This is a genomic window from Halorussus salilacus (genome assembly GCF_024138125.1).
In the GTDB taxonomy this organism is placed as follows: domain Archaea; phylum Halobacteriota; class Halobacteria; order Halobacteriales; family Haladaptataceae; genus Halorussus; species Halorussus salilacus.
Map to the genome: position 1 here is coordinate 1,957,629 of NZ_CP099993.1, position 11,717 is coordinate 1,969,345.

General features: G+C 67.6%; 15 protein-coding genes. 11 read left to right on the plus strand and 4 right to left on the minus strand.

Going from position 1 to position 11,717, the window contains the following annotated elements; all coding sequences use genetic code 11:
• Nucleotides 1-210: 210 nt before the first annotated feature.
• The 4 genes from NGM10_RS10080 (at nt 211) to ddfA (ending at nt 3,941) form a co-directional block, all read left to right on the plus strand.
• Complete coding sequence (locus tag NGM10_RS10080) at nt 211-2,160, plus strand: hybrid sensor histidine kinase/response regulator (protein ID WP_253478115.1); 1,950 nt, start codon at nt 211-213, stop codon at nt 2,158-2,160.
• A 46-nt stretch (nt 2,161-2,206) separates the two neighbouring features.
• Nucleotides 2,207-2,836, plus strand: coding sequence for a uracil-DNA glycosylase (locus NGM10_RS10085; protein WP_253478119.1), 630 nt, complete (start codon nt 2,207-2,209; stop codon nt 2,834-2,836).
• Nucleotides 2,837-2,870: 34 nt separating this feature from the next.
• Nucleotides 2,871-3,518: a helix-turn-helix domain-containing protein gene (locus tag NGM10_RS10090; RefSeq protein ID WP_253478122.1), complete on the plus strand. Its 648-nt coding sequence runs from the start codon at nt 2,871-2,873 to the stop codon at nt 3,516-3,518.
• 117 nt (nt 3,519-3,635) lie between these two features.
• Nucleotides 3,636-3,941: a DdfA family disk-determining factor gene (ddfA, locus tag NGM10_RS10095; protein WP_253478125.1), complete on the plus strand. Its 306-nt coding sequence runs from the start codon at nt 3,636-3,638 to the stop codon at nt 3,939-3,941.
• 26 nt (nt 3,942-3,967) lie between these two features.
• On the opposite strand, the gene NGM10_RS10100 is transcribed toward ddfA, so the two are convergent.
• Nucleotides 3,968-4,498 (minus strand): NUDIX hydrolase, encoded by a 531-nt coding sequence (locus NGM10_RS10100; RefSeq protein ID WP_253478128.1) that lies wholly within the window; start codon nt 4,496-4,498, stop codon nt 3,968-3,970.
• Between the two features lie 422 nt (nt 4,499-4,920).
• Between NGM10_RS10100 and NGM10_RS10105 the strand changes: the two genes are divergently transcribed.
• From NGM10_RS10105 to NGM10_RS10120, 4 genes are all read left to right on the plus strand, one after another.
• Nucleotides 4,921-5,433, plus strand: coding sequence for a DUF367 family protein (locus NGM10_RS10105; protein WP_253478131.1), 513 nt, complete (start codon nt 4,921-4,923; stop codon nt 5,431-5,433).
• Between the two features lie 158 nt (nt 5,434-5,591).
• Nucleotides 5,592-5,741: a 50S ribosomal protein L40e gene (locus tag NGM10_RS10110; RefSeq protein ID WP_253478134.1), complete on the plus strand. Its 150-nt coding sequence runs from the start codon at nt 5,592-5,594 to the stop codon at nt 5,739-5,741.
• A gap of 62 nt (nt 5,742-5,803) precedes the next feature.
• On the plus strand, nt 5,804-6,319 hold the full coding sequence (locus NGM10_RS10115; RefSeq protein ID WP_253478137.1) for a cupin domain-containing protein: 516 nt from the start codon (nt 5,804-5,806) through the stop codon (nt 6,317-6,319).
• 49 nt (nt 6,320-6,368) lie between these two features.
• Nucleotides 6,369-7,397 (plus strand): LLM class flavin-dependent oxidoreductase, encoded by a 1,029-nt coding sequence (locus NGM10_RS10120; protein WP_253478140.1) that lies wholly within the window; start codon nt 6,369-6,371, stop codon nt 7,395-7,397.
• 10 nt (nt 7,398-7,407) lie between these two features.
• Here NGM10_RS10120 and NGM10_RS10125 read toward each other — a convergent pair whose 3' ends face one another.
• A complete protein-coding gene (locus tag NGM10_RS10125; protein WP_253478143.1) occupies nt 7,408-8,064 on the minus strand; it encodes an MBL fold metallo-hydrolase in 657 nt (218 codons plus the stop codon).
• 84 nt (nt 8,065-8,148) lie between these two features.
• Here NGM10_RS10125 and NGM10_RS10130 point away from each other — a divergent pair, with 84 nt between their 5' ends.
• The 3 genes from NGM10_RS10130 (at nt 8,149) to NGM10_RS10140 (ending at nt 9,919) form a co-directional block, all read left to right on the plus strand.
• On the plus strand, nt 8,149-8,337 hold the full coding sequence (locus NGM10_RS10130) for a DUF5786 family protein (protein WP_253478146.1): 189 nt from the start codon (nt 8,149-8,151) through the stop codon (nt 8,335-8,337).
• 1 nt (nt 8,338) lies between these two features.
• A complete protein-coding gene (locus NGM10_RS10135) occupies nt 8,339-8,896 on the plus strand; it encodes an endonuclease dU (protein WP_253478149.1) in 558 nt (185 codons plus the stop codon).
• 429 nt (nt 8,897-9,325) lie between these two features.
• Nucleotides 9,326-9,919 (plus strand): uracil-DNA glycosylase, encoded by a 594-nt coding sequence (locus NGM10_RS10140; protein WP_253478152.1) that lies wholly within the window; start codon nt 9,326-9,328, stop codon nt 9,917-9,919.
• Between the two features lie 31 nt (nt 9,920-9,950).
• On the opposite strand, the gene phnE is transcribed toward NGM10_RS10140, so the two are convergent.
• Together phnE and phnC are read right to left on the minus strand one after the other, a co-directional pair.
• On the minus strand, nt 9,951-10,883 hold the full coding sequence (gene phnE, locus NGM10_RS10145; RefSeq protein ID WP_368408662.1) for a phosphonate ABC transporter, permease protein PhnE: 933 nt from the start codon (nt 10,881-10,883) through the stop codon (nt 9,951-9,953).
• Nucleotides 10,880-11,686, minus strand: a complete 807-nt coding sequence (gene phnC / locus NGM10_RS10150) for a phosphonate ABC transporter ATP-binding protein (protein ID WP_368408623.1) — start codon at nt 11,684-11,686, stop codon at nt 10,880-10,882. The genes phnE and phnC overlap by 4 nt, the downstream gene beginning before the upstream one ends.
• Between the last annotated feature and the right edge of the window lie 31 nt (nt 11,687-11,717).

Below are 11,717 nucleotides of genomic sequence, written 5' to 3' on the forward strand. Positions count from 1 at the left end.
GACGCGGTCGCACGCGGCCGAGAACAGCCGCGGAACCCGGAACCGCACGACACCCGAACTCGATTGCGTGTTATCTCCGACTGTTCGGGGTTAGAGTGCGAAAGCATTGCCGTTCCTCGGTGGTTCGGTTACGACTCTCCTACTCGCCCGAGTTCTAACCTCGAAAGAGTAGTCGGAAATTTTATAATCGGCAACCAGTGTTTACACGTCATGGCATCCCCTCACAAGCGCGTACTCCTCGTGGACGACGAACCGGGGGTCGCCGACCTCGCGGCCGAGTATCTCGAACGCATCGCCGACGACATGTCGGTCCGGACCGCGACGGCTGCCCCCGACGGACTCGAACTCGTCGGCGACGAGGAGTTCGACTGCGTCGTCTCCGACTACAACATGCCGGAGATGAACGGGCTGGAGTTTCTAGAGGCGGTCCGTGACGGGTACCCCTCGCTCCCGTTCATCCTCTACACCGGCAAAGGGAGCGAGGAGATCGCGAGCGAGGCCATCTCGGCGGGCGTGACCGAGTACCTCCAGAAGGAAACCGGAACTGACCACTACGAAGTGCTGGCAAACCGCATCGAAAACGCCATCTCGGAGAACCGCGCGCGGGTCGAGTTGCGCGAGACGGGCAACAAGATCGAGGCGCTTCACGACACCGCGGCGCGCGCGGCGACCTGCACCGACCGAACGCCGCTCTGTCAGCTCGCGGTGGCCGCTGCGGAGGAGATTCTGGCGTTCGACATCTGCGACCTCAGCCTGTGTGAGAACTCCCAGCTCGTCCCGAAGGCCGTCTCGAAGGGCGTCCCGACCGACGGATACTACCGCTCGACGCCGGTCGACGCCGACGACAGTCTGGCCGCTAAGGCGTACCTCGCCGGAGAGACCATCCGCATCGACGACCTCCGGAGCCACGGGGTCGCCCCGGCCGAGTCCGACTACCGGTCGGCGCTGACCGTCCCGCTCGACGACCACGGCGTCTTCCAGGCGGTCTCGCGCGACGTGAACGGGTTCGACGACCGCGACCGCGAGCTGGCCGAACTCCTGTTGGCCCACGTCTCGGCCGCGCTCGACCGCATCGAGTCCGAAGAACAGCTCCGGTCGGAGCGCGACCGGTTCGCCGCGCTCTTCCGCAACATCCCCCACGCCATCGGCGTGGGCAAGTTCGAGGAAGACGCCCCCGTTATCCGGGATGCCAACCCCACGTTCGAGGAGGTCTTCGGCTGGAGCATCGACGAACTCTCGGGCGAATCCATCGACGACTTCATCATCCCTGACGACGAGCGGGCGGCGGCCGAGGCCGAGCGAATCAACAACCGGATGCGCGAGGGCGACCACGTCTCGGCCGAGGAGGTCCGTCGGATCACCGCCGACGGGCCGCGCGATTTCCTGTTGCACACGGTCCGCGCGCCGAGCGACGACACGGACGGCTTCGTCATCTACACCGACATCACCGAGCAGAAGCGCCGCGAACGCGAACTCCAGCGACAGAACGAGCGACTCGACGAGTTCGGTAGCGTCCTGAGCCACGACCTCCGGAATCCGCTCGAAGTGGCCGACGGCAACGCGCGACTGCTCGCCGAGGAGTGCGACCACGACTCGATCACCGCGATTCGGAACGCCCTCGCCCGAATCGACGAGCGGGTCGAGGAGGCGCTCGAACTCGCCGAGCAGGGACGGACCGTGCGCGAGCCCTCCGCGGTGTCGGTCCCCACGGTCGTCGAGGAGGCGTGGACGATGGTCGAGACGGGCGAGGCGACGCTTCGCACCCGCGACCTCCCCGGGGAGGTCGCGGGCGACCGCTCGCGGCTCAGGCGGCTGTTCGAGAACCTGTTCCGGAACTCGGTCGAACACGGGTCTGGGACCGCCGAGCCCGACCCCGAAACCGAATCCGGCCCCGACTCCGGGGACTCGGCGACCTCCATCTCGGTCACGGTCGGGTCGCTCGACCGCGGCGGCGTCTACGTCGAGGACGACGGCGAGGGGGTCGAGGGCGACCACGAGCGACTGTTCGAGCGCGGGTTCACGACCCGCGAGGAGGGCACGGGACTGGGCCTCCGCATCGTCGAGGACATCGCCCACGCCCACGGCTGGTCGGTCCGGGCCGCCGACGGCGACGAGGGCGGCCTCCGGATAGAGATCGAGTTCCGGAGCGTCGACGCCTGAGCCCACCGAGCGTGAGATTCACCACCGCTCGCCGCCAAGGCCGTCCATGGCCGACTTCCCGGACCCTGACTCCCGTCTCGTCCTCGAACCGGACTGCGCGCGGTGTCCCGCGCTGGTCGAGTCCCGCGAGCGCATCGCGTGGGGCAACGGCGACCCCGACGCCGACGTGGTGGTGGTCGGCGAAGCGCCCGCCTTCGGAAATCCCGACGCTGAGACGTGGCGCGGCGGCAACCGGACCGGGATGGCCTACACCTCCCGCCACTCGGGTCGGGCGGTGCGGGACCTGTTCGCCGACGCCGGATTCGCCGACGCCTGTTACTTCACGAACGCGGTGAAGTGCTTCCCCGCCGATGGCGACGACCCCGAGACGAACCGCGAACCCACTGCCGAGGAGCGCGCGAACTGCCGGGGTCACCTCCGGACCGAGATCGAACGGGTCGACCCCGCGGTGGTGGCGACCACCGGCACGCACGCGACGCTGGCGGTGTTGGGGGAGGACGCGCTTTCCGGCGGCTTCCTCGACTCGGTGCTCGAACCGGTCGAGTCGGCCGAGTTCGACGCCGTGGTCCTGCCGCTGGTCCACCCCTCCTACCAGAACGTCTGGCTTCCCCGTCTCGGATACGCCCGCGAGGAGTACGTCGCCGCGATTCGCTCGCGAATCGCGGCGCTGGTGTGAGCCCTTTTGTGTTTGCGGGTCGAATTCGGGAGCGATGAGCATCGTCGCGGAGTTCAGCACCCCCGCGGAGGCGTTCGCGCTCGGCGAGGCGCTCGCCGAGCATCCCGGGATACGAGTCGAACTGGAGAAGGTGGTTCCGACCCGCAAGGAGGTGCTCCCGTTCTTCTGGGCGTGGGGCGGCGACCTCGACGCGTTCGAGGAGACGGTCCGTGACCAGTCAATCGTCGCGGAACTGGAGGTCGTCGACACCATCGACGACCAGCGGCTCTACCGCGTCGAGTGGACGCGGGTACTGAACGACCTCGGACGCATCCTCCGGCGGGCCGACGCCACCGTGCTGGAGGCCAGCGGTCGAGACGACACCTGGCGGTTCGAGCTCCGGTTCGCCTCCCACGACGAGGTCCGCGGGTTCCAGACCGCCTGCATCGACCACGACATCTCGCTGGACCTCGAACGCCTCCACTCGCTGACCGAACTCGACGCCGAGGGCAAGTACGACCTCACGCCCGAACAGCGCGAGGCGCTACTGACCGCGCTCGAAGAGGGCTACTTCGAGGAGCCGCGCGGGATAACCCTCGAAGAGCTCGCCGACGAACTCGGGCTCTCCTCGACCGCGGTCTCGGGCCGGATGCGACGCGCCCACGCGAAACTTGTTACGAGAACACTCGTCACAGATTTCTGATTCTATAATAAAGGGCCTGAATACTACACCCCAAGGTCCAACACTCGACCGCCGAGTTATACTGTAGTGGTCGTCGAACCCGGTCGCTCGGGTGTTCGGCGAATCAGAGGTGTGACAATGGTTGTCGACACGAGCAATACACGGACCGACATCGGTACAGCAGAGCACCCGCCGGACGCCGAACGACGCGTCGGCGAGGGGGACCAACTCGGACGGGCGGTCGTCGCGACGGTGGCGGAGGCGCACGGCCGTGACCCGATGGAGATACCGCCCTTGCACGACACGGTCGACCTCGACGCGCTGGAGACGCTGTTCGGCTCCCAGTACGACGGCACGCCCCGGACGGGCGGTCGCGTCGCGTTCGTCCACGGCGAGTGCGAGGTCGTGGTCGAACCGGGGGTCGTCCGGGCGTATCGGGGCTGAGTCGGCGAGTCGGACTCGTCGACCGACTACAGCAGTCCCTCGGCTTCGGCCAGCAGTAGCGCCTCGATGGTCGCGTCGTTGGCGGGGTCGGCGCGCGCGGCCGCCAGCGCCTCCTCGACCGGGAGCGACCGGACCGACAGGAACTCGTTGTCGTCGAGGTCGGGCTCGACGGGGGACAGTCCCTCGGCGAAGACGATACCGCGCTCGTGGCGGAGGACGCCGGTCGAGCAGTGGAAGTCCTCCAGCAGGCTGACACCGGCGGGCTCGAACCCGGTCTCCTCGCGGAGCTCTCGGGCCCCCGCGGCGGTGTAGGACTCGCCGTCTTCCACGATGCCCGCGGGGCACTCCAGACACGTCTCGCGGATGGTCGGCCGGTACTGTTCGACGAAGACGACCCGGCCGTCGGCCACGGCCACGACGACCACCGCGGGCGGTAGCTCCGCCCAGTAGTACTTCTTGGTCGAGCCGTCGGGCTGTTCGACGAGGTCGTAGCCGCCGGTGTACCAGCCGGTCTCGTACTCCGCGACCGATTCGATGACGCGCCAGTCGTCGCTCATGTCCGGGTCGTCGGCCCCTGCGCGCTAAAGGGTGGCTATCGCTTTTCGGATTCCGCAGTCACCGTGAATCCCGGATTTCTACAGCCCACCGCGAATCTCGAATCCAAGCGGTCAACCGTGGACCGCCCGGAAAATCAGCCGACAGGGTGGGACTGAAAGGGGCCGCCCGCTCGCGTGCAGTTCAGTCGCCTCCGACAGCCCTATTCGCGGCGGGCGTTGCGGAGAGCCGCGAATATCTGTCGGAGCGACCGCGAGCGGGCGGGGGCTTTCTGGGTGTTAGTCGTTGCGTCTGCTCCAACGGTTGGTAGCGAGCGGGCGGGGGCTTTCGGGGCGTTCTCGCTCTCTGAACCGTTTGCTCGGCCTAATCGAACACGCCATCTCCGAGCGACTTTTCACCCGGACGCTCCTATCGCTCTCCACCAGTGAACCTCCACGTCCGGTACGAGGGCGACGACGACCCCGACAAGTGCACCGCGCGCAAACTCGCGCGGTTCGACCTCGCGCAACTCCACCGCACTGCCCGGGAGACGCCCTACGGTATCGTGCTCAACCCCCACGCCGAGCGGGCGCTCTCGCCCGCCGACCGCGCCGAGACGGACAATCTCGTCGCGCTCGACTGCTCGTGGGAGACCGCCGAGCGCGCGCTGTTCGAGATGCCGGGCGTCCACCGCGCGCTCCCCTTTCTGGTGGCGGCCAACCCCGTCAACTACGGTAAGCCCTTCCGGCTGAACACGGTCGAGGCATTCGCCGCCGCGCTGGTGATTCTCGGCGAGCGCGAGCGGGCCGAGCGAATCCTCTCGAAGTTCAACTGGGGCGAGACCTTTCTGGAACTCAACGCCGAACCCCTCCGGCGGTATGCCGACTGCGAGGACTCGACCGAGGTCGTCGCGGTCCAGCAGGAGTACCTCGACGCCGGGAACGCCGAGGCCGAGTAGTCGCCGAAGGCCGCGACCGAGACACGTCCAATCGCGGGGGTCAGCCGACCAATCGCGGGGGTCAGCCGAGCCCGCGAGTCGGGCGGGCGGCGGGCGGGCCCGCCCGCCGCCCGCTCGACTCTGCAAGGTTTAAATGCGGCGACGGCCAACCCCTCCGTATGGCCAGCTTCGACAAAGCGGAAGCGCGAACCCTCGACAAGATGATCTGCATGCGCTGCAACGCTCGCAACCCGAAGGGCGCGGACAACTGCCGGAAGTGCGGCTACGGCAAGCTCCGACCCAAGAGCAAGGAACCCCGGAACGCGTAATTCGCTCGCGTTCTCGGCTCCCCGCGGGATAGTTACTTCTTTCTCGACCGTAACGCGAGCGTATGGACGATTCCGACAGCGACGTCTCGGACCCGCGAATCGCCGCCGAGAACGAGATGGAGTGGACGACCACCGAGCGCGGCGACACCGAATTCCGGCGCAAGCAGTTGGGCCGGGCGACCGGGGGCGAGAAACTGGGCTGTAGCCTCTACGAACTGCCGCCCGGCAAGCGGTCGTGGCCCTATCACTTCCACACCGGCAACGAGGAGGCCGTCTACGTCCTCTCGGGCGAGGGCGTCGTCCGGACGCCCGACGGCGAGACCGAACTCGCGCCGGGCACCTACGCCTCGTTTCCGGTGGGCGAGGAGGGCGCTCACCGGATTCGCAACACCGGCGACGAACCGCTCCGGTATCTCGCGGTCTCGACCATGAACGACCCCGACGTGACGGGCTATCCCGACTCGGGGAAACTCGGGGTGTTCGTCGGAGCGCCGCCGGGCGGCCGAAGCGACGAGCGGATGCTCTCGGGCTACTTCCGCGAGGACGACGCGGTCGAGTACTGGGAGGGCGAGGAGTGAGACCTGCTGGTAGCCAAATCGTTATCCGCTCCAATCACCGAGGTCGGGCATGGACCTCTCGCTCGTCGACCTCTCACCGGTCCCGGACGACGGCACCGCGACCGACGCCTACGCGAACACGGTCGAGACCGCGCGGCGGGCCGAACGGCTCGGCTACTCGCGGTTCTGGGTGGCCGAACACCACGGCATGGCCGACACCCTCGCGGGCACGACCCCCGAGGTGTTGCTCGGCCACCTCGCGGCCGAGACCGACGCGATTCGCCTCGGGTCGGGGGCGGTCCTGCTCAACCACTACAGCCCGTTCAAGGTCGCCGAGGAGTTCGGTGCGCTGGACGCGCTCGCGCCCGGTCGCGTCGACGCCGGACTCGGGCGGGCCAACGGCTCGCCCGCGGCCGACCGCGCGCTCGGGACCGAGCGCCACGTCCAGAACCCCGACGAGGACCACCGCGAGAAGATCGAGGCGGTGGTGAACCACCTCTACGACGAGTACCCCGACGACCACCCCTACGCCGACCTGCAGATACCGCGCTCGGACGGAGAACCGCCCGTGCCGTGGGTCCTCGGGTCGAGTCCGTCCAGCGCGGCCGTCGCGGCCGAGCTCGGCCTGCCCTACTGCTTCGCGGCGTTCATCCGGCCGCAGTTCGCGGTCCACGCCTTCGAGGAGTACCGCGAGCGCTTCGAGCCCTCGCGACTGGCTGGCGGTACCGACGAACCGCAGGGGATGGTCGCGGTCAACGCGGTCTGCGCCGAGACAGACGAGGAGGCGGCGAGGCTCCGGGCGGTGGCCGAGGCGTCGTACCGCCGGATGCAACGCGGCGAGGTCGGCACTCGGCCGTCGGTCGAGGAGGCTATCGACGAACTCGGGGGCGTTCCCGACCCGACGCCCGCCGCGCTCGATTCCGACGAGTGGCCGCGGGCGATATCCGGGAGCCCGGAGACGCTCTCGGGGCTGTTGGAACAGCTCGCCGACCGCGTCGGCGTCGAGGAGGTGATGATCCAGCAGGTCGTCGCCGACCACGAGGACACGCTCCGCTCGCACGAACTGCTGGCCGAGGCCGTCGGACTCGCGCCTCGCTGAGCCCGGGTTCTCACTCCTCGGGGTACTTCGGTTCGCGGCGCTCGGCGCGCTCCAAGGCGCGCTCTATCACCTCGCGAACGTCCCCCTGAAATTCGTCGCCGTGCCCGGCGTACATGCGCTCGACACCGTGAGACTCCGTCTCACGAGCCGCCGAGCTTCGCTCGGCAACGCCCTCGGGGAGCCTGTCGAGAATCTCGCGGATGCTCTCTATCTCGCGCTCGCGGGACTGACCCGCCATGTCGGTCCGGCCGAAGCTCCCGTCGTCGAACGCGCCGTCGCTGTAGACGACCACGTCGCCGCTGAAGATGGTCGACTCGGAGACGAACGCGAGGTGGTCGTCGGCGTGGCCCGGCGAGTAGACGGCCTCGAAGGTCTCGTCGCCGATCTGCACCTCGTCGCCGTCGGCGAGGGCGCGGGTCCGGCGCGGGTGGTCGTCGTAGCACAGCAGTTCGGGGTCGAAGGCGTCGAGGACCGAATCGAGTTGCCCGACGTGGTCGCGGTGCTGGTGGGTCAGCACAACCGCGTCGAGGTCCTCGACGCGGTTCCGAATCGCGTCCACCACGCCCGGCATGCTCCCGGCGTCGACCAGCACGGTCCGGTCGCCGACCGCGAGGTAGGCGTTGCAGGTGAACGTCGCGGCGTCGGCGGTGACGTTGTGGACTTGCACGCCGGGTTGTTTCACCCCTCCTCTCAAAAGCCTGACGGGCGGGCGGGGGACTTTAGTGGACCAAGGCCATAGTATCAGGTAGCCATGGGATTTGGGAGCTACGACGAGTCCGAACAGGACAACCAGGAGTACGACGCCGACCTCGACGACGACACCGGCGTCTCCACCGAGGAGAACTCCCACGAAGGTTCTGTAGACTTCGAAATTGGCGCGTCGAACGACGAACTCCTCGACCGGCTGAAGGACATCAAGGACGACGAGAACGAAGCCTGACGTGAAACCCGGCGTTCGAGCGCTGGGCGTCGCCGAATCCTACCGCGGACCGACGAGTACGCTCGGCGGTGCGGTTGCCCGTGCGAGCAGGGTCGTGGACGGCTTCGCCTACGAGACCTGCACCGTCGGCGGTCTGGACGCCACCGACGCAATCGCCGACCTCTTCGATTCGCTCGACCGCGAGGACGTGAGATACGTCTTCGTCGCGGGCATCGCGCTGGCGTGGTACAACGTCGTGGACCTGCGACGACTCCACCGGCATATCGGCCGCCCGGTCGTCTCGGTCACCTTCGAGGAGAGTCCGGGCCTGCGAGACGCCCTCGCCGCCGAGTTCGAGGGCGAGGAACTGGACCGACGAACCGAAATCTTCGACCGCCAGCCACCCCGCGAGCGACTGCGAGTCAACGACCAGACCGTCTTCGTGCGCTCGGTGGGTCTCGACCGGAGCGAGGCCCGGGACGCCGTGCGCGCGTTCACGCCCGAGGGCGGGCGACCCGAACCGCTCCGGGTCGCCCGCCTCGCGGCCCGCGCCGCCGACGACTTTCGACGCGAGGAGTGACCGCCCGAGCGCGCGAACCGGCAGGCGAACCGACCGGCGGGAAACGGTCGGTGAGCCATCCACCAGTAGCGCCCGGTGAGCCATCCGCCGGAAAACGCCCGGTGACACATCCTCTGGGGCGGGACTGAAAGGGGCCGCCCGCTCGCGTGCAGTTCAGTCGTCTCCGACAGCTCTATTCGCGGCGGGCGTTGCGGAGAGCCGCGAATATCTGTCGGAGCGACCGCGAGCGGGCGGGGGCTTTCTGGGTGTTCCCGGTTTTGAAGGCTGTCGTTAGTAGTGAGCGGGCGGGGGCTTTCGAGGACGAATTCACGGTGACTTCTGTTCCGTCTCGTAACGAAGAGTCGGAAACTTCCAGCTAATTTACTCCCGGAGAACACCCGACGATTCGTAGCCGCCGATTCTTAATACCCCCACCCCGTGGCCCCACGCATGGGAGACATGGACGGCCTCGAAGTCACCGAGTGCGCGCGCTGTCCCGAACTCGTCGAGAGCCGAAGCCGAATCGTCAACGGCACGGGTCCCGCCGACGCCGACATGCTGTTCGTCGGTGAGGGACCGGGCGAGCAGGAGGACGCCGAGGGCGAGCCGTTCGTCGGCCGCAGCGGGTCCATCCTCGACGACAAACTCCGCGAGAAGGGACTGGTCCGCGCCGACGTGCGCATCACCAACTGCGTGCGGTGTCGGCCTCCCGGGAACCGCGACCCCACCGGCGAGGAACTGGAGCACTGCCGGGGGTACCTCGAAACCGAGATCGAACTCGTGGACCCCGACGTGGTCGTCACCCTCGGGAAGGTGCCCAGCGAGCACCTGCTCGGCAGGGACGTGGCGGTCACGAACGAAGCGGGGTCGGTCGAGCGCGCGACCCTCGGGGGCAGCGAGCGCGACGTGCTGGTCTGCGTCCACCCGGCCGCGACCCTCTACGACCGGAGCCAGGAGGAGACGTTCGACGCCGCCATCGAGACGGCGGCGACGATGGCGGGCGAGGGCGGGTCGGGCGGCCAGTCGCAACTGGGCGACTTCTGAAGACCGCGAGAACGGGGACGGGGAACTAGGGTTACTTCGCCAGCGACTCGGCCATCCGCTGGGGGAAGCCCTTGAGGAGCTCGATGATGCCCATCGGGTTCTCGTCGGCGCGGATGTACGAGCGCACGCGCTGGCTGAACATCTCGACCGAGATGATCAGCGTCAGGATGACGAGGATGGTCGCCATCATGTTGGTGTACTCGAACAGCCGCTGCTGGGTCGAGAGCACCTGCCCGAGCCCGCCGCCGCCGATGATGCCGAGCGCGACCGCGATTCGGACGTTGATCTCGAAGATGTACAGCGTCCAGGCGATGAACGGCGTGTGGACCTGCGAGAGCATCCCGAAGGTGATGACCTGCAGGCGGTTCGCCCCGGTCGTCTCGATGGCCTCGATGGGGCCGTCCTCGACCTCCTCGAGCTCGTCGGTGTAGAGGCGACCGAGGTTACCGATGGTGTCGGTCGCGATGGCCATCGTGGCCGTGAACGGCGAGACGCCGCCCAGCGGCACGTAGATGAGCGCCCACACCAGCGCCGGGATGGCGCGGATGGCCGACATGGCCCCGCGGAAGATGAAGTTGAACGGGAAGGGGGTCACCCGACCCGACCCGAGGACGCCGAACAGCAGCGCGAGCGGGAAGCCGAGGATGGTCCCGGCAAAGCCCATCGCGAGGGTGATACCCGCCTGCTGGAAGAGGTTCCGCTCCTGAATGAAGTCCCAGTACTGGTTCACGTCGAGCACCGGCACCCCGTTGACCGTGGTCTGGGGGAAGTACTGGTCGAGCGCGTCGATGAACTGGGGACCGTAGTGGAGTATCTCGGCGACCGAGAACTCGACGCGGACCAGCGCCTGATAGAACAGCGCCATCACGACGACGAAGAGGACCAGACTGACGGTGACCCGGACCCGGCGCTTGCGCCGGATGGTGTCGTAGCGGTCCTTGACCTGTTGGGAGGCGTCCATCAGCCCATCACCTCGTCGGTGGCGTCAGCCGCGTCACTCGCGCTCGCTTCGCCCCCGAAGTCGTCCTCGTCGGCGGTCAGCTGGTCGATGTCGACGGTCTCGTAGATGTCGTCGATGACGTCGAGCGAGAAGTCCTCGGCGTAGCCGTCGAACACCTTCTGACCGTCCTTCAGACCGATGAACCGCTGGCCGAACTGCCGCGCGAGGTTGACCTGGTGGAGGCTGACCATGGTCGTCAGGTTCCGGTCCTGAGTCGCCGCCAGCAGATATCCCATCACCTTCTGGGAGCTTCCGGGGTCGAGGCTCGCGACCGGTTCGTCGGCCAGTAGCGTGTTCGGTTCCTGGACGAGTGCGCGTGCGATGCCGACCCGCTGTTGCTGGCCGCCGCTCATCTGTCGGGCGCGCTGGCGCGCCTCGTCGAGCAGTCCGACGGTTTCGAGCGCGTCCAGCGCGCGGTACTTGTCCTCGCGGTCGTTGAGTTGGAAGACGCTCCGGAGGAACGACGTCCGCTGTAGGGACCCCGTGAGCGAGTTCGCGTACGCGCTCATCTGTCCGATGATGTTGTGTTGCTGGAAGATCATCGCGGTGTCCGGCTGCGGCTCGGTGATCTCGGTCTCGTCTATCGTGATCGTTCCCTCGGTCGGCTTCGTCAGTCCGTTCATGCACCTCAGTAGGGTAGATTTCCCCGACCCAGAGGCACCCAACACGACGACGAACTCCCCTTGGGGAATCTCGAAGCTGACGTCGTCGAGCGCCTGGGTGGCCCCGAACCGTTTACTCAACCCCTTAACGCTGATATAAGCCATTGGTTGTATTTGTCTGCTAGCCCGTAAGAAT

Bases quoted from the DNA above. Each gene is read 5' to 3' on its own strand.
- NGM10_RS10080 (WP_253478115.1), top strand. From the start codon at position 211: ATGGCATCCCCTCACAAGCGCGTACTCCTCGTGGACGACGAACCGGGG.
- NGM10_RS10085 (WP_253478119.1), top strand. From the start codon at position 2,207: ATGGCCGACTTCCCGGACCCTGACTCCCGTCTCGTCCTCGAACCGGAC.
- NGM10_RS10090 (WP_253478122.1), top strand. From the start codon at position 2,871: ATGAGCATCGTCGCGGAGTTCAGCACCCCCGCGGAGGCGTTCGCGCTC.
- ddfA (WP_253478125.1), top strand. From the start codon at position 3,636: ATGGTTGTCGACACGAGCAATACACGGACCGACATCGGTACAGCAGAG.
- NGM10_RS10100 (WP_253478128.1), bottom strand. From the start codon at position 4,498: ATGAGCGACGACTGGCGCGTCATCGAATCGGTCGCGGAGTACGAGACC.
- NGM10_RS10110 (WP_253478134.1), top strand. From the start codon at position 5,592: ATGGCCAGCTTCGACAAAGCGGAAGCGCGAACCCTCGACAAGATGATC.
- NGM10_RS10115 (WP_253478137.1), top strand. From the start codon at position 5,804: ATGGACGATTCCGACAGCGACGTCTCGGACCCGCGAATCGCCGCCGAG.
- NGM10_RS10120 (WP_253478140.1), top strand. From the start codon at position 6,369: ATGGACCTCTCGCTCGTCGACCTCTCACCGGTCCCGGACGACGGCACC.
- NGM10_RS10130 (WP_253478146.1), top strand. From the start codon at position 8,149: ATGGGATTTGGGAGCTACGACGAGTCCGAACAGGACAACCAGGAGTAC.
- NGM10_RS10140 (WP_253478152.1), top strand. From the start codon at position 9,326: ATGGGAGACATGGACGGCCTCGAAGTCACCGAGTGCGCGCGCTGTCCC.
- phnC (WP_368408623.1), bottom strand. From the start codon at position 11,686: ATGGCTTATATCAGCGTTAAGGGGTTGAGTAAACGGTTCGGGGCCACC.